The sequence below is a fragment of the Sinorhizobium sp. NFACC03 genome (assembly GCF_900103435.1).
Taxonomy (GTDB): Bacteria; Pseudomonadota; Alphaproteobacteria; order Rhizobiales; family Rhizobiaceae; genus Ensifer.
Genome location: NZ_FMXF01000022.1, coordinates 51,235 through 75,390 on the forward strand (window position 1 = coordinate 51,235; position 24,156 = coordinate 75,390).

Annotated in this window: 15 protein-coding genes and 3 pseudogenes; 10 read left to right on the forward strand and 8 right to left on the reverse strand. The window is 57.5% G+C overall.

What is annotated here, in order from left to right; genetic code table 11:
* Positions 1 to 2: 2 nt before the first annotated feature.
* Positions 3 to 1,303: pseudogene (locus BLU35_RS24200) on the reverse strand (transposase).
* Positions 1,304 to 1,631: 328 nt separating this feature from the next.
* On the opposite strand from BLU35_RS24200, the pseudogene BLU35_RS36725 reads away from it, so the two are divergent.
* From BLU35_RS36725 to BLU35_RS24235, 7 genes and pseudogenes are all read left to right on the forward strand, one after another.
* Positions 1,632 to 1,815: pseudogene (locus tag BLU35_RS36725) on the forward strand (XRE family transcriptional regulator); the annotation flags it as partial.
* 161 nt (positions 1,816 to 1,976) lie between these two features.
* A complete protein-coding gene (locus BLU35_RS24210; RefSeq protein ID WP_093234867.1) occupies positions 1,977 to 2,888 on the forward strand; it encodes a methionyl-tRNA formyltransferase in 912 nt (303 codons plus the stop codon).
* The gene (locus BLU35_RS24215; protein ID WP_286161604.1) at positions 2,828 to 3,925 is read left to right on the forward strand and encodes an ATP-grasp domain-containing protein; all 1,098 of its coding nucleotides are present in this window, start codon (positions 2,828 to 2,830) and stop codon (positions 3,923 to 3,925) included. Before BLU35_RS24210 ends, BLU35_RS24215 begins: the two co-directional genes overlap by 61 nt.
* A 3-nt stretch (positions 3,926 to 3,928) precedes the next feature.
* The gene (locus BLU35_RS24220; protein ID WP_093234815.1) at positions 3,929 to 4,627 is read left to right on the forward strand and encodes an HAD family hydrolase; all 699 of its coding nucleotides are present in this window, start codon (positions 3,929 to 3,931) and stop codon (positions 4,625 to 4,627) included.
* Positions 4,628 to 5,068: 441 nt separating this feature from the next.
* Positions 5,069 to 7,144 (forward strand): polysaccharide biosynthesis protein, encoded by a 2,076-nt coding sequence (locus BLU35_RS24225; protein ID WP_093234816.1) that lies wholly within the window; start codon positions 5,069 to 5,071, stop codon positions 7,142 to 7,144.
* A gap of 9 nt (positions 7,145 to 7,153) precedes the next feature.
* Positions 7,154 to 8,371, forward strand: a complete 1,218-nt coding sequence (locus BLU35_RS24230; protein ID WP_093234817.1) for a glycosyltransferase — start codon at positions 7,154 to 7,156, stop codon at positions 8,369 to 8,371.
* Positions 8,368 to 9,612 (forward strand): glycosyltransferase family 4 protein, encoded by a 1,245-nt coding sequence (locus BLU35_RS24235; RefSeq protein ID WP_093234818.1) that lies wholly within the window; start codon positions 8,368 to 8,370, stop codon positions 9,610 to 9,612. The genes BLU35_RS24230 and BLU35_RS24235 overlap by 4 nt, the downstream gene beginning before the upstream one ends.
* Positions 9,613 to 9,890: 278 nt before the next feature.
* Here the strand turns inward: BLU35_RS24235 and BLU35_RS35740 are convergent.
* From BLU35_RS35740 to cysD, 3 genes and pseudogenes are all read right to left on the reverse strand, one after another.
* A pseudogene (locus BLU35_RS35740) lies at positions 9,891 to 10,010 on the reverse strand (3'(2'),5'-bisphosphate nucleotidase CysQ); the annotation flags it as partial.
* Between the two features lie 84 nt (positions 10,011 to 10,094).
* Positions 10,095 to 11,999 (reverse strand): bifunctional sulfate adenylyltransferase/adenylyl-sulfate kinase NodQ, encoded by a 1,905-nt coding sequence (nodQ, locus tag BLU35_RS24240; protein ID WP_093234819.1) that lies wholly within the window; start codon positions 11,997 to 11,999, stop codon positions 10,095 to 10,097.
* On the reverse strand, positions 11,999 to 12,898 hold the full coding sequence (gene cysD / locus BLU35_RS24245) for a sulfate adenylyltransferase subunit CysD (RefSeq protein WP_093234820.1): 900 nt from the start codon (positions 12,896 to 12,898) through the stop codon (positions 11,999 to 12,001). Before cysD ends, nodQ begins: the two co-directional genes overlap by 1 nt.
* A gap of 680 nt (positions 12,899 to 13,578) precedes the next feature.
* Here cysD and BLU35_RS24250 point away from each other — a divergent pair.
* Positions 13,579 to 14,724, forward strand: coding sequence for a glycosyltransferase family 4 protein (locus BLU35_RS24250; RefSeq protein ID WP_093234821.1), 1,146 nt, complete (start codon positions 13,579 to 13,581; stop codon positions 14,722 to 14,724).
* Between the two features lie 192 nt (positions 14,725 to 14,916).
* On the opposite strand, the gene BLU35_RS24255 is transcribed toward BLU35_RS24250, so the two are convergent.
* Both BLU35_RS24255 and BLU35_RS24260 read right to left on the reverse strand, forming a co-directional pair.
* Positions 14,917 to 15,876 carry a class I SAM-dependent methyltransferase gene (locus BLU35_RS24255; protein ID WP_093234822.1) on the reverse strand — a complete coding sequence of 320 codons (960 nt, stop codon included), beginning with the start codon at positions 15,874 to 15,876 and terminating at the stop codon, positions 14,917 to 14,919.
* Between the two features lie 69 nt (positions 15,877 to 15,945).
* A complete protein-coding gene (locus BLU35_RS24260; protein WP_093234823.1) occupies positions 15,946 to 17,235 on the reverse strand; it encodes an O-antigen ligase family protein in 1,290 nt (429 codons plus the stop codon).
* A gap of 323 nt (positions 17,236 to 17,558) precedes the next feature.
* Here BLU35_RS24260 and BLU35_RS24265 point away from each other — a divergent pair, with 323 nt between their 5' ends.
* Complete coding sequence (locus tag BLU35_RS24265; RefSeq protein WP_176907407.1) at positions 17,559 to 19,844, forward strand: GumC family protein; 2,286 nt, start codon at positions 17,559 to 17,561, stop codon at positions 19,842 to 19,844.
* Positions 19,845 to 19,940: 96 nt separating this feature from the next.
* Here BLU35_RS24265 and BLU35_RS24270 read toward each other — a convergent pair whose 3' ends face one another.
* Positions 19,941 to 21,116 carry a glycosyltransferase family 4 protein gene (locus BLU35_RS24270; RefSeq protein WP_143032977.1) on the reverse strand — a complete coding sequence of 392 codons (1,176 nt, stop codon included), beginning with the start codon at positions 21,114 to 21,116 and terminating at the stop codon, positions 19,941 to 19,943.
* Positions 21,117 to 21,324: 208 nt separating this feature from the next.
* On the opposite strand from BLU35_RS24270, the gene BLU35_RS35155 reads away from it, so the two are divergent.
* A complete protein-coding gene (locus tag BLU35_RS35155) occupies positions 21,325 to 22,734 on the forward strand; it encodes a pectate lyase (protein WP_176907409.1) in 1,410 nt (469 codons plus the stop codon).
* On the opposite strand, the gene BLU35_RS24280 is transcribed toward BLU35_RS35155, so the two are convergent.
* Complete coding sequence (locus BLU35_RS24280; RefSeq protein ID WP_286161605.1) at positions 22,731 to 24,065, reverse strand: lipopolysaccharide biosynthesis protein; 1,335 nt, start codon at positions 24,063 to 24,065, stop codon at positions 22,731 to 22,733. The two genes, BLU35_RS35155 and BLU35_RS24280, sit on opposite strands and share 4 nt — an antisense overlap.
* Positions 24,066 to 24,156: the final 91 nt, after the last annotated feature.

The following is a 24,156-nucleotide window of genomic DNA, read 5'->3' on the forward strand; positions in this document are numbered from 1 at the left end:
CGTTATGCCACCATGGCGGCGGATGGGAGGCGAGACGGTCTAAGCTTTGCCAGCCTTCTGAGGTTTTGTGCCGTTGCTGCGAGCAGGAATTCATCGCGTGCACCACATGGACCACGCAGTCTCAACCTGGCCATTCGCAGGATGCGCTTGAGGTGAGCGAAGAGCATCTCGACCTTCTTGCGACGATGCCGTGAACGTTCGTAATCGGGCGTGCCGGCAATGGCTCTGGCGACGTCACGGGCATCCTCATTGAGATCACGAGGGACTTTGCGAGCAACTGCATTCGGGCAGCAGCGCTGCTTCAGGTCGCACACATCACAGTCCTTCTTGCTGGCCCGATAAAGCCGGGTGCCTTCACTGGTGATGCCCGATCGGGGCGTCGCGTAGGTGCGGCGGAACTGAACCAGCTCCTTGCCCGCCGGGCAGATGTAGCGATCTCCTTTTGCTTCACAAGCCAGGCTAGATTGTCAGCGGAGCCGTAAGCGCTGTCGGCGACCAGATAGCCCGGCTTCAGGCCAAAGCGGTTCTCTGTTCTGTCGATCATGGTGCGCGAAGCGCCAACCTCAGCCTGTCGAATGGCACGGGTGGCCTCGACATCGAGAATGACGCCATGGTCGGTGTCGTTCAGATAGTTGGTGGCGTAGGCGAAGAAGGCATGGCCTTTATAGGCACCCGTCCACGGGGCTGCCGGGTCAGACGGGAAAATAAACTTCGGCGTTACCGGCGAAGCCGCACCAAAAGCAGCGTCATCAAGTACCGCCAGATATTCCTGAACGGAGCGGCCTGCATTCTCCTTCGCTTCTTGCGCGCTCCATTCTGCACTAGATACCGAGCGCTGTTTGTTGGCATCCGCGGCGATCAAGCTGGCATCGACGGCAAAGCCTTCAGCACCGACAAGACCCTGTACCAGGCAGCGCTCAACCACCGTCTCGAACAGATGCCGAAGGATATCGCTTTGCCGGAAACGTCCGTGGCGGTTCTTCGAGAAGCTGGAATGATCCGGCACCTTGCCGTCCAGTCCAAGCCGGCAAAACAGACGATAGGCGAGATTGAGATGAACCTCCTCGCACAGCCGGCGCTCCGACCGGATGCCCATGCTGTAGCCAATGATCAGCATGCGCATCATCAGTTCCGGATCGATCGACGGACGGCCGGTGTTGCTGTAATAGGGCTTCAACTGCGCGCGGACGCCATCGAGGTCCAGGTGGTTGTCGATCCGGCGGAGAAGATGGTCGGCTGGCACGTGCTCATCGAGACTGAAATCGTAAAAGAGCTGCGCCGGAGCCGCCTGCGTTCCCATCATTCGCCTGATCCCCTGCCAAATCACTCAGAGGATTGAATCACGCGTCCCAAGTGCCCGCAATGCCGAGTTTTTCAACGGTATCGGCCCAAAGCGGTCACTCTGCCGCACTTCGGATTGACGCCCAAGATCAATCGGACGAGACCCGTGGGCGAGGGCCTTCGATCCTAAGGGCATGGTGGGCCCGGCAGGACTCGAACCTGCACGGCGAATGCCGCCGGATATTTACGAACTTAACAAATCTGACGAACTTCTGCATCTTGCCTAAATAGTAGCGCGGGAGGCTGAAGACAACGAGCCCCGAACCGGTCCTTCCAACACTGCGCTCTCGATGAAGCTACCCCGGAAGGCAGATTTCGAGAAGGCGAAACAGGCAATACGCTGAGGCGATTAAACTGAGCCGAAAGGCCGGCCATCAGGTCAGTTTCCGTGTCGTCGTGGATCCGCTGGCCGGAGCGCAGACGATTTCAGTTGTTGAAGAAGAACCGCAGTCTCATCAGGATGCTTTTCCGGTAGGGGCTGCTATCTTGACGCGGTCTACCGAAGAAGCGAACCGTGCCGTCGATACGCAAAACAACTGGCCTCCGCTTGGGTATGCTGTAATGTATGCCTCCAAAGAAACTCTATCCGCAAACTTATCCGGTCTCCTGTACTACTATTGGAGTTGATGGCGAAGATGCGATTTGCGCTGGTGGGTGCGGTTGAGGGTTCGAGGATCGCGCTTGAGGCGCTTGTTTCGGCCAACCGACCTCCGGGGCTGGTGGTTACGCTTCCACGTGACAAGGCATCACGCCACTCTGACCACGCCGATCTGTCTTTGGTTGCGTGCCGTTCCGGTATCGACATCATCGAGACCGCTGATATTAACGACGCGGCTACCCTACGCAGTTTGCGCCATGTCGATCCTGACGTCATTCTCGTCGTTGGTTGGTCGCAGATTTGTGGGCAGGCGTTCCGGAAGGTACCTCGATGGGGCTGCCTTGGTTTTCACCCGGCCGCACTCCCGCGTTTGCGCGGACGCGCAGTCATACCCTGGACAATTCTTGTCGGGGAAAAGACGACGGGGTCGACGCTTTTCTGGCTGGACGAAGGCACCGATTCCGGTCCGATCGTCTTGCAAAGGCTGTTCGACGTGGCAGCGGATGAAACCGCGCGATCCCTCTACGATAAGCACACTCGCAACCTCGCAGAAATGATCGTCGAGACTGTCGAGGCTCTCGAGAATGGTCCTGTCCCGGGCATCCCGCAGGACGCAACGCAAGCCAGCTATTGCGCGAAACGCACCCCGGAGGACGGATTGATCGACTGGTCGCGATGTGCAAGCGACGTTGAGCGTCATGTGCGGGCGCTGGGTGAACCATATCCGGGAGCTTTTACCTATTTGCGCGACCAGAAAATTGCGATCGGCAAGGCGCGCCTCTGGTATCAAACGGGCCGGTACATTGGCCTTACCGCCCAGGTTCAGGCTTACACGGAGGCAGGTTTTCTCGTCCGCTGCGGTGATGGGCAGTGTCTCGAAGTGACCGAATGGACGGGCAAAAGGCCGCCGGTTCACTCCAAGTTCTCAGTTTTGCCGAAGGGTCTCTAGATCCGGTTGCTGATGAGGAAGGCGCCTTCAACCGGAAGGCGCTTTTGGATAGTGGGACTTCAATGATGACCAGCCGGGACTTGTGCGTTCTATTTTCTTCCGCGGGAAGGCGAGTCGAGTTGATCAGGTGCTTTCGAGCGGCGGCTGAACGCCTCGACCTGACGCTCAATGTGCTCGCCTGCGACAAGAGGCCAGAATTGAGCGCCGCCTGTCACGCGGCCGATCGCTCATTTGCGGTCCCGGCGTGCGATCACCACGGCTTCATCGATGAGGTCCACGGTATCTGCCAGGTCGAGAATGTCGACCTGGTGATACCAACGATTGATCCGGAGCTTTCTCCCTATGCGGTGCACATGGAACGGTTTGCCGAGACGGGGACGCGCATTCATGTAAGTGCACCTGAAGTCATCGATATCGCCAGGGACAAGCTGCGCACGATCGAGGTTCTAAAACAGGCGAGCGTGCCGGTTCCCAGGACACAAGCGATAGAGATCGTGCGCCGACAGTCGGCGGCCTGGAAATGGCCTGTCTTTGTCAAACCGCGCGCAGGCAGCGCCAGCCGCTCCATCTACATGGCCCACGAACCAAGTCATCTTAATGGAGACTATGCCGAACCGATGATCGTTCAGGAATACCTGTTGGGACCGGAGTACACGATCAATATGTTCATAGACCAATCGGGCATCATGCGCTCGTGCATCGCACACGAACGTCTGGCGGTGCGTGCGGGTGAGGTTGAAAAGGGGCGAACGGTTCGACTGCCTTGCCTGCCAGCGCTTGCCGACGGCATGATGCGCGCTCTGCCAGAGGCAAGGGGTGTTTTGTGCTTCCAGGCGATCGCCGACCGGGAAGGCGGTTTGAAGGTGATCGAGCTCAACGCGCGCTTTGGCGGAGGATATCCGCTCGCTGACAGGGCGGGCGCCAAATTTGCGCAGTGGCTGCTTGAAGAGGCTGCGGGCTTGTCTTCGACCGCCAATGACGATTGGAGGGATGGTGTCTTGATGTTGCGCTACGACGCAGCCCTTTTTGAAGAGTGAGTGATGTCGACCATCACCCGAGTCATCGTTTTCGATCTTGACGATACGCTTTATCTGGAGCGCGAGTTTGCGTTGAGCGGGTTTGAAGCCGTCGGTGCTTGGTGGCGTCAGCAAACCGGCGAGGAGGGTTTTGCGGCGCGTTGCATCCACCTCTTCAATTCGGGAACGCGAGATCAGATCTTTGACAGGGTTCTGCGCGAACTCGATCGTCAGTTTGACCCTGATCTTATTAAAAAATTGGCGACGGTCTATCGCAGACATGTCCCGTCGATCGCCTTGGCCGAGGATGCACTGCGCTTTTTCGCCACGCGTCGCGATGACGAACTTTTCGCAATCATTACCGATGGACCGGTCAAAACCCAATGGACAAAGGTCAGAACACTGGGCCTCGACAGGAAAGTTCAGCTTGTGATTTGCACGGATGAATGGGGTGTCGAATACAGAAAACCGCATCCAAAGGCATTCGAAACGATAGAGGAATGGTCGGGTCTGGGGGGCTCGCAGTTGGTCTATGTCGCTGACAACGCGACCAAGGATTTTGTCACTCCACGCAAAAGGGGATGGCGCACCGTGCAAATCCTTCGCAGTGAACGCGTGCATGATGGCCAACCGCCTAGCGCCGCGCATGAACCCCATTCACAAATCATTACACTGGACGAACTCGAGCGAGCCCTTGAGGGGTTAGAAAAGCGAAATTGTTAGGCCGCCCTGGAAAGGCAGGGGCGAACAATCATTTGTTTTAAAAGCAACTCTGGCATTAAGACGATAAACTATAAAGAATATGGATTTTTAATTCGATCCAAAGGATTAATCAATCAACGTTAGTTTACATTCAGAAGATGAAATGGTCTCTAAGGCGTTGCTTGCTGAAGAACAACAATCAGAACGCTCCGACATTGATGTGTCGAGAGCGTAAATCTTTTTGTGAATTTCGGAGAAGAAACCAGATAGTTCGATAAGAGTAACGCATACACTTTCGGTTTTGTTGTTTTGGCCCGGTCTACTAGGCATCCGGCCGGCGAAGCCATGTCGAAGGAGAGCGTTATGTTTCGTATTCCTGTCGCCGTCCGGGCGTTCTGCGGTACGTTGGCATTGCGTCTATCGAATTTGCGCGGCAGTGGGGAACAATCTATCACGCCGGCAATGGCCCAGGACGCTGGGATCGCCATTGCCCATATAGCCATCAGAAGACTGAGGTCGGCGTTTCGAAGCGTCAGAAAAAACGGGGCACTTTACGTCGCGGACCTGGCATCGGCGGGCGTCGCACTTCTCGTTGCGCTGATACTTAGATACGGTCCTGGCGGTCTCAGTGATCGCCCGGAAGCGGTCGAGGTCTTGGCATGGTCATCGATACAATACCTGGCGGTATGCGGAGTAATGTTTCCCCTTTCGGGGCTCTACAGCCGAAACTGGAAATACGGCTCTGTAGGTGACCTCCTGATCATCGTCCGGGCGGTCATCTTGACGTCGCTCGTCCTCGTGACGCTGCTCTTCTTCTCCACGCGTCTCACCGACATGCCTCGCACAGTGGTCCCGCTTCAATCACTGCTTTTGATCTCCTTCCTAGCGGCATCCCGGTTGAGTTTTCGCGCTGACGAATTTCTACCGCCCAAGTCAAAACGGCCCGTGCAGGCTGAGAGTGAAGGACATCGGCATCGCGTGCCTCTTCTGCTCGTGGGCGCTGGTAACGCCGCCGACCTCTACCTCAGGGCTTTGTGCCGCGACCCCGATGCACCTTACCTTCCGGTCGCCTGTCTTGATTCGAGCGAAGCGCAGGTAGGCTCCACCCTGCGCGGCGTCCCGATTGTCGGCACGCTCAATGATCTCGAGCAAATCGTCGCCGATCTTAGAAGCATCGGTAAGCAGCCCTGCCATATCGTCTATACCGAGCCATTGTCGTCTTTCGACGAGGCGGCGTCCGGCGAGTTGCTTCGTGCGGCCGATCGCCTTGGCATCGCCGTCTCACGGCTTTCAAGCGCGACGGAATTCAAGAAGACCAACAACGAGAATCCTTACGAGCTGCGCTCTATCGAAATGACGGACCTGCTAGAACGCCCACAAGCGACGCTGGATCGCGACGCGATCCGGGAGTTGATCACCGGTCGACACGTGCTGGTAACGGGGGCCGGTGGGTCGATCGGGAGCGAACTCACCCGCCAGATCGCGGCCTGTGATCCAGCCGAGGTCGTGCTTGTCGATAACACCGAATTCAATCTCTACTCGATCGATCTTTGCCTCAACGAAGAATTCCCGAGCGTGCGCCATTCGAGCTATCTCTGCAGTGTCAGGCGCAGCCAGAGGGTGAATGAGATCTTCGAGCGTCACCTGCCGGAGCTCGTGTTCCACGCCGCGGCGCTCAAACACGTGCCGATGGTGCAGATCAACCCCTGCGAAGGGGTCCTGACGAATGTGATCGGCACCATGAATGTCGCCAACGCCGCCAAACGCTTCGGCGCGCTCGCCATGGTGCAGGTCTCCACCGACAAAGTGGTCAATTCCGCAAGTATCATGGGAATGACAAAGAGGCTTGCCGAACTCTATTGCCAGGCATTGGACCTCGACGGCCTCGAAAGTGGTCGGGGGCCCCGCTTTATGACCGTACGCTTCGGCAACGTGCTCGGATCGAGTGGATCGCTCATTCCACTCTTCAAGCGACAGCTTGCAAAGGGCGGGCCATTGACGGTCACCGATCCCGCGATGACACGCTTTTTCATGACGATCCGCGAGGCGGTCGAACTCACTTTGCAGGCCTCAGCTTATGGTTTTCAAAAGCAGATTGGCCAAGGCGAAATCTTCGTGCTCGACATGGGCGAGCCGGTGAAGGTCATCGATATAGCCCGTCGCATGATCCGGCTTGCCGGATTTGTACCCGACAAGGACATCCATATCGAGATCGTCGGATGCAGGCCCGGCGAGAAGCTCTTCGAGGAACTCTTCGACGAAACGGACAAGCGCATTCCTTCCGCCATTCCTGGCGTACTCGGGGCCGTGCCGCACGCTGTGCCCTCCACGGTCCTGAAGAGTGCATTCCAGCGCATGCAGCGTCATGCGGAGCGATGCGACGAGCGTGGCGTGTTAACCGGGATTGCCGAGTTGCTGCCCAACGCTGAGATACCACGGGACGTCAAGGGTGGGGGCGTCAGGCCGCGATCGAACGTGATTGCGCTCGGCAAGAAAGCGGTGCGCCGGACGCAATCGAGCAGCAAGGCACGACATTAAGGAGGAAGCTTGGCACAGACCCACGTCCTCAATTGCATAACGGGACTGAATGTCGGTGGCGCCGAATACATGCTAGCGCGATTTGCGCCAAAGCTTGCCGGTTCATTTTTCAAGCCATCGGTTTTGTCGCTGATGCGGCCGGGTCCAGTTGCGCAATTGCTTGCAAGTAACGGAATTGCGATCGCGTCTCTCCAGATGAAGCAGTCGCGGCCAGGCCCCCGTGCCTTGATGAGGTTGCACGACGTCATGCGAAGCGCCCGTCCGGGCCTGCTGCATGGATGGATGTACCATGGCAACGTCGCCGCATCGATCGGGTCATACCTAGGCGATCGACAGCCGGTGATCTGGAGTGTGCATCACTCGTTAGCGAATCTCAGCTCGGAGAAACTGACGACCCGCGCTCTGATTCGAATAAGCGCGAGGCTCTCCTATCAGGTTCAGGCGATATCCTATTGTTCCAAAGTGTCTGCACGGCAACACGAAGCCCTAGGCTTTGATGTGTCAAAACGACGTATCATCCCCAATGGCGTCGATTGCGAGCAGTTTCGCCCGCGCGCCGATGCCCGGCGCTATCTGGTCAAGCAATTGTCGCTACCTGAAGAACGGATGCTGATCGGCAACATCGCCCGGGCGCACCCGATGAAGGATCACGCCAATTTCGTGAGAGCGATTGCAAGACTGCGCTCGATGGGGCTTGACGTCCAAGGCGTGCTGATCGGGGACGGTCATAATGACGGTGTGGCGCTGAGCCTTGCCTCGCAGCTCGGCATCGGAGCGATGATCACGATTTCGCCGGCGCGGTCCGATATCGACCGGCTGGTGCCGGGCCTTGACTTGTTCATGTTGTCTTCGGCCTGGGGCGAGGCATTCCCGATTGCGGTGGCTGAAGCGATGGCAAGCGGCGTTCCTGCAATCGCCACCGACGTCGGCGATTGCGCCTGGTTGCTCGGGGAAGTAGAATTGACGGTGGAACCGCGAGACACTGAAGGCTTGGCAAACCTCGCCTATTCAATCCTCTCACTACCAAAAGAGGGACGCGCTCGTCTGGGCGAGCAGGCCCGTGGACGCGTCATAAGCTCGTTTTCGCTCAAATCCTACGTCGACAACCATCTGTCGCTATACGAGGAGATTATGGACCAGGAGTTAGCCGGCCGAAAGACGGTCGACTCTGCCGGTCCGTCGCAGGGGGCATTGAGCGCCGCTCTGCGCATGTGGCGGCGGTCATGAGTGCCTCCACTCAGGATCGCTCTGCCGACCCGACAAAGGGTCGCCAAAAGATCGTGCTGATCGCCAGCCTGACCTCATCGCTGACAAACTTCCGACTGGAACTGATCAAGGAACTGATCAAGGCTGGTCATGAGGTCGTCGCTATGGCACCCGACCATGATCCTCCCGTCGAAAGGGATTTGCGCACCCTTGGCGTTCGCTTCATACGGATACCGATGTCGCGGGCCGGCGTGAACCCGATCAAGGACGTTGCCACGCTTGCCGCGCTGGTGTGGCACTTCCTTAGGGAGCGACCGAGCGCCATCCTTCCCTATACGATGAAACCGATTATCTATGGAGGCATAGCTGCACGCCTCAGCGGCATCAGCGGCCGCTATTTCCTGGTGACGGGGCTCGGACACATGTTCGCCGTCGACGAAGGCGAGACGGCGTTTCGCCGGACGCTCAGGGCAATGTGCGTCGGGCTTTACCGGTTGGCGCTTAAAGGTGCGCACTGCGTGTTCGTCTACAATGAGGCTGATTTTAACGACATCGAGGCGCGGCGCTTGACCGACAACATATCGGTCGTGTCGATGGTGCCGGGCTCAGGGGTTGATCTCCAGCACTACGGCGCAAGCGAGCCACCCCTGTCGCCGCCGGTGTTCCTGCTGGTCGCTCGGCTTCTTCATGACAAGGGGATCGCCGAATTCGTGGAGGCCGCGCGTGTGGTCCGCGCGCGACAGCCTGGGACCCAGTTCCAATTGATCGGTCATTTCGACCCCAATCCGACGGCGATCAGCAGTGCCCAGGTATCTCAATGGGTGGCGGAAGGTGCAGTGCAATACCTCGGCACCACCCGAGATATCCGCCTCTACTTGAAGAACTGCAGTGTCTTCGTTCTGCCTTCCTACTATCGAGAGGGAATTCCAAGGAGCATCCTGGAGGCGATGGCGACCGGTCGTGCCATTATCACCACGGACCTGCCGGGATGCCGCGACACGGTGGAGCCCGGGATAAATGGGGTCCTTGTGAGACCACGCGACAGCGCGGACCTTGCAGGAGCGATCGAAAGCTTCCTCACCGCGCCAGACACCATAACCGCCATGGGCAACGCATCGCGGCGTATCGCCGAGAAGCGGTTCGATGTGAGGCTCGTCAACCGCCTGTTGTTATCCAGAATGAACCTTGACAATTGCGCCGCGTCGGCATCCGTTCATCAACACCAGCCGGCCGGTGGCGCAGCGCCCCAAGCAACGAAATGAGGGTTGGCGAAGTCGCGGTTGGATGATTGTCGGTGCTTTCCGTACCCTAAAACCGAGCCGTCGAGCCGCAATGCCGTACCTCCGGCTGCGTTCAAAACGGCGTCGCCGGCGGCCGTATTCTACTCCATGGTGCGTCTGAAGGGAGGATAGACATCGGCTTCCCACTTGGCCAACTGGCAAAATTCAGGGATGACCCGACGGAGGTGCATTCCGGATAAGGAGCCGGCTCAAGAGGTATTGAGTCTGGGCACAGCTGTGACTGCGACTGGCAACGCCGATCAGGCGCCCCGCCGGGTCGGCGCATAAACGATGCCAGCAATCGGCGATCCGTGGTCGATAAGAGCGGCGTTGATGGTAAAATCGTCCCGATAGGCGACAAACTCCTTGGTGGCCGTCCAGGGGTCGACTAGAGATAGAAAGGCGGTTCATCGACGTTGGCACCGCGGTACCTGCCGCAAGATCGGCTTCTTCTAGAAGTTCGCTCATGGCGCCCATTTGGACTGCCTCCTGATCAAGAAGTCCTCTATCTCGAGCGCCAGGTCCATCGGATCGCGCTCGAGCGTGGACAGATGCAACTCGGGCTTTTCCGGCACTTCATAGGGTGACGAGATACCGGTGAAATTTGCGATCTCACCGGCACGGGCCTTCACGTAGAGCCCCTTTGGGTCGCGTCTGGCGCATTCCTCGATCGGCGTATCGACGAAGACTTCGATGAACTCGCCATCCGCCATCAACGCCCGTGCCATGCGGCGTTCGTCGCGAAACGGCGAGATAAAGGAGACGAGCACGATGAGACCCGCATCGGTCATGAGTTTGGCGACCTCAGCGACGCGCCGGATGTTTTCCACACGATCGGCATCGGTGAAGCCGAGGTCACGGTTAAGGCCATGACGCACGTTGTCGCCGTCGAGGATATAGGTGTGCTTGCCATGGGCATTAAGGATTTGATCGAGCGTATTCGCAATCGTCGACTTGCCGGAGCCCGACAGGCCGGTGAACCACAGAACCGCCGGTTTCTGTTCCTTCTGGGCACTGCGAGCACGCTTGGTGATGTCCATGGCGTGCCAATGGACGTTTGCCGCGCGCCTCAGCGGAAAATCGATCATGCCTGCGCCGACCGTGTCATTGGTCAACCGGTCGACGATGACGAAGTTGCCGGTGGTCTTGTTGTCCTTGTAGGCATCGAAAGCAATCGGCGATTGTGTCGAGATGTTACAAACGCCGATCTCATTCATCGTCAACGATTTGGCGGCCTCGCGGGCAAAACTCTTGACGTTCACCCGGTACTTCAGCTTTGTGATGGTCGCGTTAACGCTGTCGGTCTCGGTCCTCAGGATGTAGCTGCGACCCGGGAGCAATGGATTGGCGTCGAACCAGATCACATGGGCCTGCAGTTGATCGGCAACAAACGGTTCCGCCGACGGAGCGGTCAGCATATTGCCGCGTGAAGCATCGACTTCGTCCTTGAGCACCAGAGTGACGGCTTGGCCGGCTTCGGCCACCTCAACCTCGCCGTCATAGGTAACGATGGATTTGATCGCCGTTTTCTGGCCTGACTTGGCCACCGTTATCGGATCTCCGACGGCGACCTTACCCGATGCGATCTCGCCGGAATAGCCGCGGAACCCGGCGTTGGGACGATTGACCCACTGAATGGGGAACCGAAAGGGTCGATCCGCACCACGGGGGTTGACGTCGACCGTCTCCAGATATTCGAGCAGGGAAGGTCCATGATACCAGGGCGTATTGACCGAACGCGATGTGACGTTGTCGCCGTTTCTTGCGGAGACGGGGATCGCTTGGATGGTTTCGAAACCCAGCGTCAGCACGAATTTCCGGTAATGGGTCTGCAACGCCTCGAAGGTCGTCGCACGATAGTCGACCAGATCGATCTTGTTGACGGCGAGAACGATGTGACGTATGCCGAGCAACGAGGCGAGGTATGTGTGGCGGCAGGTCTGCGGAAGCATGCCGTGCTGGCCGTCGACGAGAATGACGGCAAGATCCGCGGTCGAAGCGCCGGTAACCATGTTGCGGGTATACTCCTCATGTCCGGGCGTATCGGCAACGACGAACTTGCGCCTTTGGGTCGAAAAGAACCGGTAGGCGACGTCGATGGTGATGCCCTGCTCACGCTCCGCCTCTAGGCCGTCGAGCAGGAGGGAATAATCGACGTGGTCGAATTTGCCCTGACGCTCGCTCTCGCGGCTGAGATCGGCTATTTGGTCGTCGAGGATCAATCCGCCGTCATAGAGCAGCCGGCCGATCAAGGTGGATTTCCCATCGTCGACCGAACCGCAGGTGATGAACCGAAGCAGCGATTTGCTGCCTTCGAGATCGAGAAACGCGGCGACTTCCGGCAAAAAGACGGACGGTTGACCGAGCATCAGAAGTATCCTTCCCGTTTCTTCCTTTCCATCCCGGAGGCTTCGTCGCTGTCGACGACCCGATAGCGCCGTTCCGAGAATCGGCTGACGACCATTTCCTCGATGATCTCGGGTATGGTTGTTGCGGTGGAGCGAACGGCGCCCGTCAAGGGGTAGCAGCCGAGGGTACGGAAGCGGACCTGTTGCCTTGTCGCCACCTCACCGGGATAAAGGGGCATTCGATCATCGTCGACCATAATGAGCATGCCGTCGCGACTGACGACCGGACGGGTGTCCGCGAAATAAAGCGGCACGACCTCGATGTTTTCTCGCAGAATGTATTTCCAGACGTCAAGCTCGGTCCAATTGGAGAGCGGGAAGACCCGCATCGTTTCGCCCCGGGCAAGCCGGGTGTTGAACGTCTTCCACATTTCGGGTCGCTGACGCTTCGGATCCCAGGCTTGGCCGGCGGTGCGAAGCGAAAAAATGCGTTCCTTGGCCCGCGATTTCTCCTCGTCGCGTCGCGCGCCAGCAATAGCGACATCGAACTTGTATTCTTCAAGTGCCTGGCGCAGGGCCACCGTCTTCATCAGATGCGTGTGAAGGTTCGATCCGTGAACGAAGGGATTGATCCCTTTCGCGACACCCTCCTTGTTGATGTGAACCAGAAGTCTGAGGTCATTTTCCCGCGCCACCTTGTCGCGAAATGCGATCATCTCCTTGAACTTCCACGTCGTGTCGACATGGAGGAGAGGGAAGGGCGGCTTTGCGGGATAAAACGCCTTGATCGCCAGATGCAAAAGGACGCTTGAATCCTTGCCGACCGAGTAAAGCAGCACCGGGTTTGAGGACGTTGCGCCGACTTCTCTGATTATGTGGATGGCCTCGGCTTCGAGGCGGCAAAGATGTGAAAGACCCATGCGACAACCCCTCTGTGTCGCGTTGCGAAAGCTCAGTGAAAACAAAACTTCGCCCGAGGCCGGCATTTTTGCGGGCGCCCGAGCAATCTTCAAATAGGAGACCGCATTAAATGACCACGACCAGAGCGTGGCAATTAGCGAGAACGGGTTAGCCTAAATGGGCTGAATGGGAGGGTTCGTTTCTAGGACAACCGGCTTCGCAACGCGCTAACGGCGCGAACCATCGGGCCCGAACACGATGAACCATGCCCTTCAGAAACGGCACGGACAGAAGGGTTTGCTCTTGGATCCCTGACCATCGTGACAGCGGATCTGCGCCATGCCGAATCTATAGGCAAGAATACCGCGGGTCTCCTCGAAATCGAAGTTGGGAAGGATCGAGAACATATTGTGGAGATCGTTTTCCTCGGGACGCCGGCGACCTCGGCGAAATAGTGTTAGCGGAGCCAAGTCCGCCCGCATTTTTCACGACGCCAATACTCCTGGTCGCTCCGCCTGCAGCAAGGGAATACAGCGCCCGTACGCGCACAATAGGCCAACCATCGACATACTTTTTGTGCGTATTACATTAGGCTAGGCTAAATATTCATCAATTGCGCGGTGTAATCGAGAAGGACAACGCTGCAAATGCTGACGCAAACCGAGAGATGCTTGAAAGGCAACGATGGGTGAGGGGCGGCATGCAAGGTGAAGATAGTCGAACCGAGACGCCAGAAGCGTCGGAAACGATCGTGCGGGCCACGATCGTCGTACCCGGACTTGGGCCGGGTGGAACCGAACATGTGGTGAACCTTGTCTCCAATCATTGGGCGAGCAAGGGTTTCGAAGTGACCATCCTCACCTTCGAGGAACCGACGAGCGTCGCTTATTATGCTTTTGATCCACGCATTGAGATATGGCGGATCGGGGGCGCCGAACGTCCTCGTGGCAAGCTCCATTCGGCTCTCTTGGCCTGGCGGCGCATGCGCCGATTGGCAACAGCGCTTCGCAGGTCCCGCCCGACCTTCGTCCTTAGTTTCCTGACGCGAACCAACGTGCTTACTTTGCTCGCGGGCAATCGTCTCAAGGTCCCGATCATCGTTTCCGAACGCAACAATCCGCAACTTCAGCCCTTTGGACGCGGCTGGAAATGGTTGCGGGAGCGGCTCTATCCGCGCGCCTTCGGGCTCGTAACAATGACACGCGGGGCGCTCGAGATGTTTCCCCCGACCATGCGCAAGCGTGGATGGGTCGTTCCGAACGCCTTCGACCTGCCGGAGGGCTGGCACAACAGGCGGCAGGAAAACATTCTAACGGCCGTCGGCCGTCTGACATATCAAAAAGGCTTCGATCTTCTGCTTGAGGCCTTCGCGAAGATAGCGCCCGACCTGCCGGAGTGGCAGCTTTGCATCTGGGGAGAGGGTGAGGACCGGGCAAAGCTCGAAGCGCAAAGGGAGAGACTTGGCCTTGTCGACCGGGTCAGGATGCCGGGCGTGACCAAACGGCCTGGGGAATGGGTGGAAACGGCCGATGTCTTCGTGCTTTCATCTCGCTACGAGGGCTGGGGGATCGTGCTGTTGGAGGCTATGGCAGCGGGCATTGCGGTCGTGTCGTTCAAGTGCGAGTGGGGGCCAGAGGAAATGGTGAGCGATGGCAAGGATGGGATTCTTGTCGAACGGGAAGATATAGAGGCGCTTGCGACTGCGCTTTTGAAGGTGATGCGAAATCCGCTGCTCAGGTATCAGCTCGGACGGAGCGCTGAAGAGAGCGCGCGACGCTTCAGCCAGGATCGGGTTTTGGCGGACTGGGACGAGGTCGCTGTGGCGGCAACGCGCGCAAGCACCTAGAAGCGGACCAATTGTAAACGGTCGGGAAGTAGACGATCGACGGCCCGCCACCAGCGCCTTTTCGACGTGCGCCGGACCCATTTTCCAATTGTACGAGGGTTTTCCTCGGGTAGAGGGTAGCATATGTCGCGAGATCTTCGCGGCCAAGGAATGCGGGGAGTCTTTTGTCCGTTGCCCCGGATCCCGCGTCGATTAGCCGTGATTTGCCTGCGCACCCCGGTAGTGGCGGATAATATCGGATGGAGAAATTGGATGCTGCGATTTCCGCCCGTAGAAAAACACGCCGCTTGCACCATCCTCGGCAAACTGAGGCGGAATAATCGCGTCCAAGTACTGGGTCCAGAAGAACGCTAGTTTTGCCATTTTTCCCACGATGACTGAGCGAAACACGCTTCTAGCTAGGTAATCAACGGACCACATGAATTGGGTGCCAGGCCCGCCGTTGGCCCCGGAATCCAGCCGTTCGAATGAACGAAAGAGGTAGCGATGGCCGCTCTCTGTGAAACGCGTAAAGTCGAATGCTCCTTCGTGCACCTGCTGCATGAAGGGTGTTTCGGAGTAGACCAGGCCGCCCGGCTTCAGCACGCGCCAGATTTCCGCGACTACCTGTGCCGGCTGGAGGACATGTTCGAGCACAGCTTGGATCACCACGGCGTCAAAATACTCATCGGCCAGCGGAATATGATGACCGTCGGCGACGAATTGTACGAGCGGTGAACTGTAGACATCGAAGGCGTAGATGTGGATGTTCAGGTGTGCGTATAGAGGCTCCATGCCTTGGCCGACGCTACCGCCGCCCACCATAAGGAGCTTTGCGTCGCCGTCCAGGCGCGAAAGGTCGTCGATGAGGCGGGCGACGTTGTGGACGGTGCTTTTTTTCGTCGGAGATAGGATCTTTTTGACCGCATGAATCGGGCCGCGATAGCTCGAGCGCTTGATCGGACTTCCGGCGTTGGAACAAAACACCATGCATTCGGAGAAAACAGAGTCTTCGAAATTGATCAGCACCGGCTTGCCATCGAGAATTTTATAATGCTCCCGCCGCCCCTCATCCGAGGGCTCGCTCACGAGTGCTTCTCCGTCACGCTCGATTTTTCTAAGCGTCTTGGGACAACGCAATGCCTGGAAACATTCTTCGGAACCGACGAGCATCCGCGCTACCTTCGTTATGCCTTCAAAGCGACCAGGGGGGCGAACTATTCCAGAGATTATTCTGAACGATCATCCCAGTGCTCGCAGCCACGTGGCCCCCTCGGCGGCGAGGCGCCCACGCAACCTTTGTTCAAACCAGAAGTTCTGCGCCAGACACAGCGGCAATATGACAGGCACGGACCAAAACCGCGCGTAAAGATGGGGGAAAGCGTTGGCCATCAGCGCAAAGAGCGTCACATTAACGAGCGCGCAGGCTCCGACAACGCGGCCACCGGGCGCTCGAAACGCTCTTGCGATCGCCCAAACGCTTCCAAGCAGCATGACGCAGAATCCGATCGCCGAGACCGCTCCTCCTTCGGTCCACAAAAGGAGGTACACATTGTGCACAGGTTGCCGGACCGCACTTATCACCGGGAACTGATCAGCGCCCAGTCCGATCCAGAAACTCGATTCAACTTTTCCCAACGCCTCGTGAATGAGTTCCAGACGATGTTGGAAGCTGCCGGCCATGCTGAGATCACCACTTTCCAGGGCACTCAGCACGCGCCTTTGGAACACGACGGGCATATAGTCCCGCCCGCTTTCCCAGGCAGTCAGCAAGAAACCAACGATGCTGGCGCCTGCCGCTACCATACCCTTCCAGCTCAGGTTCAAGATGAGAAAGACGAAGAGCCCATAGGCGAAACTGGCAAGTCCGGTGTTTGAGCCGGTTAAGAGGATTGCGTAGAGCATCACCGGTATAGCGGCCGCGAGCACCCATGGCTTGACTCGGCCGCTTGAGGCAAGCAGCAGCAGGAGCGGCAGTGCCAAAGCGATCAATGAGGCGCACTCGTTTTCTCGCTCGGCGAAGCCTGTCAGTCGGCCGTTACCACTGACGAAAGCCGTGTTCCGCTCGCCGGACCAATGGATGACGTAAATTCCGTGCAAGCACATCAATACTATTGAAAGGACGTAAGCCCTGGCGAGAAATAAGGTGTCAGCGAAGGTGCGCCCCGATATCACGAAGAGTATGATGATATAGGCAAAGAGATACTGACCAAGGATGACAAGGCCGCGGGCAGGTGCCTGTGTGAACAGGCTGCTAAAGGCGAGCCCGAAGCCGAGCAGCAATACGCCGGCGAACCACAGTGTCGTGCCGACCCGCCCAAACGGACGTACCGGCAACCCACCGCTAATCAGCCGCATGCAGATGCTTAAACAACAAAAGGCGTCACTGAGCGTAAAATAAAAGGCATCCAGACGCAGAAAATTCGCTGCTGAAAGGAAGATCGCGATAGTCGCACAGGCAAGTTCCCAGCGGTGCCAGGAGCCTTCGCTCGTGGAATCATGACGATAGAGCGTTGCATCGATCAGTGCCATCTGCGCCTCGGTGGCAGGTTTGGCGGCAGAGTCAATTTTGATTCGGTCATCTGGCGCTTCGGCATGGGAGGCCGAAGCTGGAGAAAGCGCAATACACTACAGCCAAGGGCGTCCGAGCTTTTTAGCGGCGGCATAATTTATCCACCTCTGATCTTGGCGATGCAAGCCGTTTTTTCCTAACGGGAACCAACTGTCTGTTTGGTCAGAATCTCTTTGACATTGCCGCTAATATAGATCCAACTAAAGGATCATGCAGACTACCTGGCATCCAGTGGCACAGTAATGTGCCCAGTCGGAGGTACGGAGTTCGCAAGAGGGGCATGATGCTCACGATCGACCGCGAGTATGACAGCCGGGAGGGGGCTCGTCGTCGGCAAGGTCCGGCAGGAGCGAACTTGCGAGATTCATCTGCCTACGAACTGGCGGATTTCTTCGATTTTCTTTCGCGATACGCCGCCTTTATTGCGAGCTTTATCGCTGTAGGCCTCATCGTCTCTCTTGTGATTATTTTCAGCGTCACCGAGATTTACACGGCCTCATCAACTCTGGTGTTCGACAGGAACGACACGCGTCCCTATGAAGCTGTGCTGGAACTGCAAAAGCAGGAACGTGACAAATCCGCGATGGAGACAGAGATGGATCTCCTCAAGTCACGCGAGTTCCTGGGCTTCGTCGTCGATGACCTCAGACTGATGGACGATCCATACTTCAACACCCGCCTGCCCCCTGCGGATCGAAAAGAGGCTTCCTTCTGGCAGTTGCGTTGGTCGCCACAACTGGCGGAAGCCGGCGTCGGAGACAAGGCAAGTCCCGAGAAACTGGGCAAGCGCGTGGTCACTGATCCAGCAAATCGCGACCGCGTAATCACACGACTTGCCGCTGCTTTGTCGGCCAGCCGCAAGGGCGATAGTCTGGCGATGACGATTTTCATCGAACACCCGCACGCAGAAAAGGCCGCCGAAATCGCAAACGGAGTGGCAGCCAACTATGTCGTGTGGTCGACACGCATGAAGCAGTTGGCGGCAAAGGCGACCGTTGACTATCTGCGATCGCAAGCCGACGCTATTGCGCTTTCCATCGCCAAAAAGGAGCGCGAGATCGCCGAATTCACGACGCGTAGCGATCTGACCTTCGATCCACGCGACGACGTTTTGAAGGCGAGAACCGAACAGTTGAATGAACAGTTCACGCTTGCCCGGGTGGAGGAGGCCGGCGCCTGGGCCAAGCATAATGAGGCGACTCGGCTGGTCGCCGCGGCCGGTCTTGACGCAGCCGGAGGCGTGCTGACTTCGGATCTTCTGAGCGCATTGCGGATAGAGGAAGGGGAACTTGAGCGAAAAAGGGCGCAACTGACGGCGAAGTTCGGCCGCAACCATCCTCTTGTCATGGAGACAGACGCGCAGCTCGCCTCCAACAAACGCGGTATCGAGACTGAAATCACGCGCGTTGTGCAGGAGCTGGAGAACGACGCAAAGGTCGCTACTGTCAGAGTGAGAAAGTTCCAGGAGGAGGTCGGCCAGCTGCAAAAGCAGATGCAGGATCGCAATCTCGACGAGATCCGCCGCAGAGAGCTCGACCGCGACCTTCTGGCCGAACAGAAACGATATGACGCGGTCATGTTGCGGCTCGGGGTTCTTGACCCGGAACAGGAGCAGATCATTGCCACAGCGCGAATTGCATCGTTTGCCGAAATCCCCATCGATCCCTCTTTCCCGCGACCAGGCATCATTCTCCCAGTTGGTGCACTAGCTTCTCTTGCCCTGGGTCTTGTTGCATCCGTCGCGCACGCAGCCATCGACACGCGTATTCGCACCTCTCGCGTGGTCGACAGCATCGTCAACCGTCCAACGCTCGTGGCAGTACCTGATATGAGGGGTTCCTTGGAGCCCGGGCAGGACCTTTATCAGACCATGCTTGCCGATCCGCACTCACTCTTTTCAAGGGCAATGCGTTCCCTCTGCCTTGCCTGGCGGACCTATGAACGCGGCTCGCAAAGTAAGGTCGTCATGTTTTGTTCTTCGGGACCGGGAGAAGGCAAGACGACCTGCGCGCTTGGAATGGCAGGCACCGCGGCGATCAATGGTCTTCGCGTCGTTGTGCTTGATCTCGATCCTGGACCACAGAGCGCAGCCTCGGTGCTCGGTATTGCCTCGCCACCGCAAGGTTTTCCGGTTGCCTCGAGCACGACGGCGGATGTCGACAGCATGATTACTCAGGCTCCAGAATATCCGTTTCTGAGGGGCATGGCGTCCCGATTGGCCCTTGTTGACCCTCAACGCTTGTTCGACGAACTCCGTCGTCGGTTCGATCTCATCGTAATCGATCCACCTTCGGTCGCTAGCGATGACGATGCGATTTGGATCTCCTCTTATGTGGACGCGGTTGTGTTGGTTGTTGCAGCGGAGAAGGCCGTAGAAAGTGACCTCCTGGCAACCGTCGAGCGCCTGTCCATGAATGGTGCCCCGATTGCCGGCTCCGTTTTCAACTTCTGCCGCCGGACGCGTAACAAAGATCGCGGAAAGAAAAGGTCCTTGTCGGTACGCAATTTCAGAGCCCGTTGGGCAGCACGGCGACGAACGGCCCTCGCCTGGTTCCTCAAGGATGCATGAGCAGGATCGCTGCCATCGCCATGGCTATGAGCGAATACGGGCGAGAGTTGTTTTCTCTTCGATAGAAACAACCGGCCAATCCCCAATGGCAGGCTATTAGCCGCCCCTTCGTGATAGTTGCTCGTAGAGCATACTGATGTCGGCAACATGCACCTCAGTGCCGTATTTCAGCCGAGCATTATCAAAGGCCGCTGAACTGATCCGTTGCCATTCATCCTTGTCAAACAGGATTTTTTCAAGTGGCGGAATGAAGGCTGCCGGTGCCTCAGGCTGCACCAGAAACCCTGTCACACCATCCTCGATCGCCTCGATGTTACCCCCATGCCGGGTGGCGACAACCGGTGTTTTCAGCAACATGGATTCAATGAGTGTCCGTCCGAATGGTTCATTGACGGCGGGGACAAGCAAGGCCTCAAGCGCTGAGATACACGGGTCAACAGGCGCGCGAAAACCCATCATGCAAATCTTATCGCTTACCCCAAGTTCAGTGGCTCGCGAACGGATATCGGCTTCGGGATTGCGCAAGTTTGGCGCGGGCGAACCGAAGATCAACCCGACAAGCGGGAAACCGGGATGTTGCTGCAGGAACGCGTAAATGATCTCCACGAATCGCACCGGCCGCTTGCGATCTATGAGACTGCCGACATAGCCGACAAATCGCGTCTCCTCGGCAAGGCCCAGCTCATTAATGAACTGTCGGCGGCAGAAGTCGCGGAGCGGCAACGTCCTGGGATGCGCAAAGGGGCTGTAGATTACCGAGAGTTTGTGATCTACCGGAAAGATCGGGTTCTTCGGTTTACCGAAGTTCGAAACGGTTACGATATGGTGCGCAAGAAGGGGTGCGACTTTGTTGACCCCACAGGCGGTTGGATCTCCTCTGTGGTGCCACACAAGCTTTGCTCCAGCGAGCTGTGCCGCAAACGCCCATGTCGCGTGCATTTGACCGTCATTGGTATGGACGATATGGGCGTTTAACCGTCGCAACAGTCCCGCCAACCGGCTTGTTGTGGCGATAAATCCTAAGCCGCGGCGGATTCTCCCGGCTGTACCGAGTTTATCTCGCGGGGAATAGATCGCAACATCCGGGGCCGCGATGACGGAAAGCGAATGCTCTTGCAGGAAGTCTCTGACCGGACCCTGTTCGCGATGCAAGATGACAACCGGATCAAACCTCTTGCGGTCGAGCGCGCAGATCAGTTGAATTGCCGAAATGTGACTGCCACCGAGTTCGTCGCCAACGAATGGAAATGCGACCTTGATCCTTGGGGGCAAGGCCACTGCCTGTAATCGTGTCTCAACGCTCCTCACATTGGCGACCTTCCCGTTCCGGCATCGCTAATATACACTCCCGTCAACGCTCAATCCATGAGATTGAATGCTGGGCAAGCAATGGAAACGATCGAAAGCCTTCCCGCGGCCCGTCAATCGGCATGCATTGACTTTGCCATTCTCCGGCCGCGCAGCTATTTGGAGGTTCCCCATGAAATACATGCCGGATACCCCTTGCGTGCCCGCCATCTCTCGATCGGGCAGGGGTCGGAACGGACTGAAAGTCCTCGTCGCAATTGCCTTAGCGGCGTTCTCAGCGATTGGTGAGACCAAGGCGCAACAACTCGCATTTCCAGGGGCCGAGGGCTTTGGCAAAACGGCGACAGGAGGGCGCGGCGGAGCAATCGTACCCGTGACCTCCCTCGGGGATTCCGGACCTGGAACCTTGCGCGCATGCATAGAGCGAAGTGGGCCCCGCAGTTGCGTTTTTCGTATCTCTGGAACCATTCGACTGAAATCGTCACTCATCGTCAATAAGGCCGCTAGCAAAGTGTCCATCCTTGGCCAGACGGCTCCGGGCGGCGGCATTCTCTTGACGATTGATCAGCCCAACACCGAGAAACGGCATACGCCATTTGTTATCAAGAACGCAGCGGACGTGGTCGTCAGGCATGTTCGAGTGCGGCCACGTTTTCCAAGTACCATGCGAAACGTGGACGGATTCACGGTCGAAAACAGCAGCCGGGTCTACCTTGATCACGTGTCATCATCCTGGGCAACGGACGAGAATTTCAACGCCCATTCCACGACAACAGACCTGACCGTCGCGAACTCTATCTTTGCCGAGGGCCTTAACAAGCACAGCAAATGCGCCTTGCTCGGATCCGATCCGAAAGGCCCTCAGAACATAAGCTTTATCAAGAACGCTTGCGTCTCGAATACGGATCGCAATCCCGACAACAACCACTACGCCGGATCGTGCGTCGAAATCGTCAACAACGTTTTCTACAATGCCGGTTCGGAATGGGGCGAGGTTTTCTCGCAGTTTCCCGGGGGAACGCCTGTCGCCTATGTCGGTAATTATTTCAAAGCCGGCCCGAGCACGAATGATTTGAGTTACGCGATCAATTGGAACGAGGCGGCAAGCGTTGCCGAGCCGAGAATATATGAAACGGGCAATGTCACGTGGAGCCCGCCGGGCAAATCAATTGTTGCTGTTGCTCCAGATACGCAACGCTACATGGTCAATGCCCCATCATGTGCACTATCGACCGCACAACTTGGATCTGCTGAGGCAGCCTACGGTCAGGTGAACCTAACAGCGGGCGCGTTTCCGCGAGACGCTGTCGATGTCCGCGTGATCGGCGAGATAGGTGCGCTTGGATCCAAAGGCAGCGGCAAATTGGTCAACGCACCCGGCACGCTTCCAGTAGTTGCAGATGGGCAGCCGTACAAGGATGGCGATGGCGATGGCATGGCCGACAGCGCGGAGGCCAGGTTCAAGGCCGATTCGACGACAAGTGACGCTTGGATCGATGGCGACGGTAACGGGTGGTCGAATTTCGACGACTTCATGAACTGGCTTTCCGGCGAGCGGATCGCTGGTCGGTATCCGGGTTAGGCCGAGGCAGGCGGGTCGCGCCGATAGGCGATAGTCATGGACAGAACCCAGATGGTCGCCAGAACGATGTGCGCGACGTTTGCTCCCATTGCTCCAATCGCCGGGATGAGGGAGAACGCAGTGACATAGAAGCCCACGACTGAGAAAAGGACGCTTCTAAGTACATCGCGGTCGCGTCCCATGGCGAGAAGGGCTGTTCGGGTAACGATACCCAAGAGGGATATCGCAACCGCTACTGCCTGGACGACAACCAATGGGGCAGCACCCACGAACGCCGGTCCGGCGGTCCAGCGAAGCACCGGGGTGATTGTTAGATAAAGGCCGACGATCAAGATAGCGCCAAAGCCAAGAAGAATGGACCGCATTTCCAATGCTGACTTTCGAAAATCGATGGACGTGCCCGCGGCCCAACTGCGCGCGAGATCGGGATAGAGAACGGCCTGCACCTGAACGCCCGCCTGCTGACCGATGCGTCCGATCCGCTTGGCGATTTGATAGAGCCCCGCTGAGGCTGGCTCAGCGAAGAAGCCGACAATCAGCGTGTCGAGATCGTGTGCGCTCGAGCGAATGGTTAGGGAGAGGTTGGCCGACCAGGCGAAGCGCCAGATATTTGGAAAGCGAGCCTTGATGCCGATAATAGGCGCCTTCCACAAGCCGGCCAAAAGGCCTTCTCGATTGAGGGTCACGATCGAGAACATCACAAGAACGATCGCATTTGCAATTTGGGCTGCCATCCAAATCAAGATGAAGGTGAAGAGGTCTCCACCGATCAAAAAACCGGTCACGCATAAGCCGAGCCTGAATAGACTTGAGATGACTTCCCCATAGGCGATGGACAGGAAGTTGCCGTGCAACCTCAGCGCAGCTGTTGGCATCCCCGAGATCTGGAAGGGCAGCACCGAGCAATAGAACATAACGAGGTTTGTCATCGCGGACGAAATTCCCACCAATGGTCCGCAGGCGAGAACCAGCACGATCGCCAGCATCCATGCTGCCCAGGCGGACGCAACATCAAGCATCAAGCCAAACTTAAAGAGCGCACGCAGTTCCGTCTTTTGCCCTGACTGCTGAGCCTCGGCCCCGAACTTGATGAGCGGCTGCCAGGATTGAAAATTTACGAGACGTTCAATCGCCTTCGTGTAAGTAAAGCACAAAGCCAGAATGCCATAATCGGATGGACCAAGTGCACGCGCAGTGAGCGCAAAGGCAGCGAGGCCGATAATGGACGTGACGACATTGCCCGCCAATAGATGGGTAATTGCTCTCAGTCGATCGCGTAAGCTGGCTTCGCCCTCAAGAGGGCCGCGCAGCGCACGTTTTGCTCTTTTCAAGACTCGACCAATGGTCACAGCGGCACGCTGAATATCCCTTTGCTTTCATCCCAGTACGTTTCATGTACACGCAATCCGAAGTAAGACCGTG

Excerpts from the sequence above, each read along its gene's own strand:
- BLU35_RS35155 (WP_176907409.1), top strand. The coding sequence starts at position 21,325 with ATGAAATACATGCCGGATACCCCTTGCGTGCCCGCCATCTCTCGATCG.
- BLU35_RS24225 (WP_093234816.1), top strand. The coding sequence starts at position 5,069 with ATGGCCCAGGACGCTGGGATCGCCATTGCCCATATAGCCATCAGAAGA.
- BLU35_RS24210 (WP_093234867.1), top strand. The coding sequence starts at position 1,977 with ATGCGATTTGCGCTGGTGGGTGCGGTTGAGGGTTCGAGGATCGCGCTT.
- BLU35_RS24265 (WP_176907407.1), top strand. The coding sequence starts at position 17,559 with ATGCTCACGATCGACCGCGAGTATGACAGCCGGGAGGGGGCTCGTCGT.
- BLU35_RS24215 (WP_286161604.1), top strand. The coding sequence starts at position 2,828 with ATGGACGGGCAAAAGGCCGCCGGTTCACTCCAAGTTCTCAGTTTTGCC.
- cysD (WP_093234820.1), bottom strand. The coding sequence starts at position 12,898 with ATGGGTCTTTCACATCTTTGCCGCCTCGAAGCCGAGGCCATCCACATA.
- BLU35_RS24235 (WP_093234818.1), top strand. The coding sequence starts at position 8,368 with ATGAGTGCCTCCACTCAGGATCGCTCTGCCGACCCGACAAAGGGTCGC.
- BLU35_RS24220 (WP_093234815.1), top strand. The coding sequence starts at position 3,929 with ATGTCGACCATCACCCGAGTCATCGTTTTCGATCTTGACGATACGCTT.
- BLU35_RS24250 (WP_093234821.1), top strand. The coding sequence starts at position 13,579 with ATGCAAGGTGAAGATAGTCGAACCGAGACGCCAGAAGCGTCGGAAACG.
- nodQ (WP_093234819.1), bottom strand. The coding sequence starts at position 11,999 with ATGCTCGGTCAACCGTCCGTCTTTTTGCCGGAAGTCGCCGCGTTTCTC.
- BLU35_RS24255 (WP_093234822.1), bottom strand. The coding sequence starts at position 15,876 with ATGCTCGTCGGTTCCGAAGAATGTTTCCAGGCATTGCGTTGTCCCAAG.
- BLU35_RS24260 (WP_093234823.1), bottom strand. The coding sequence starts at position 17,235 with ATGGCACTGATCGATGCAACGCTCTATCGTCATGATTCCACGAGCGAA.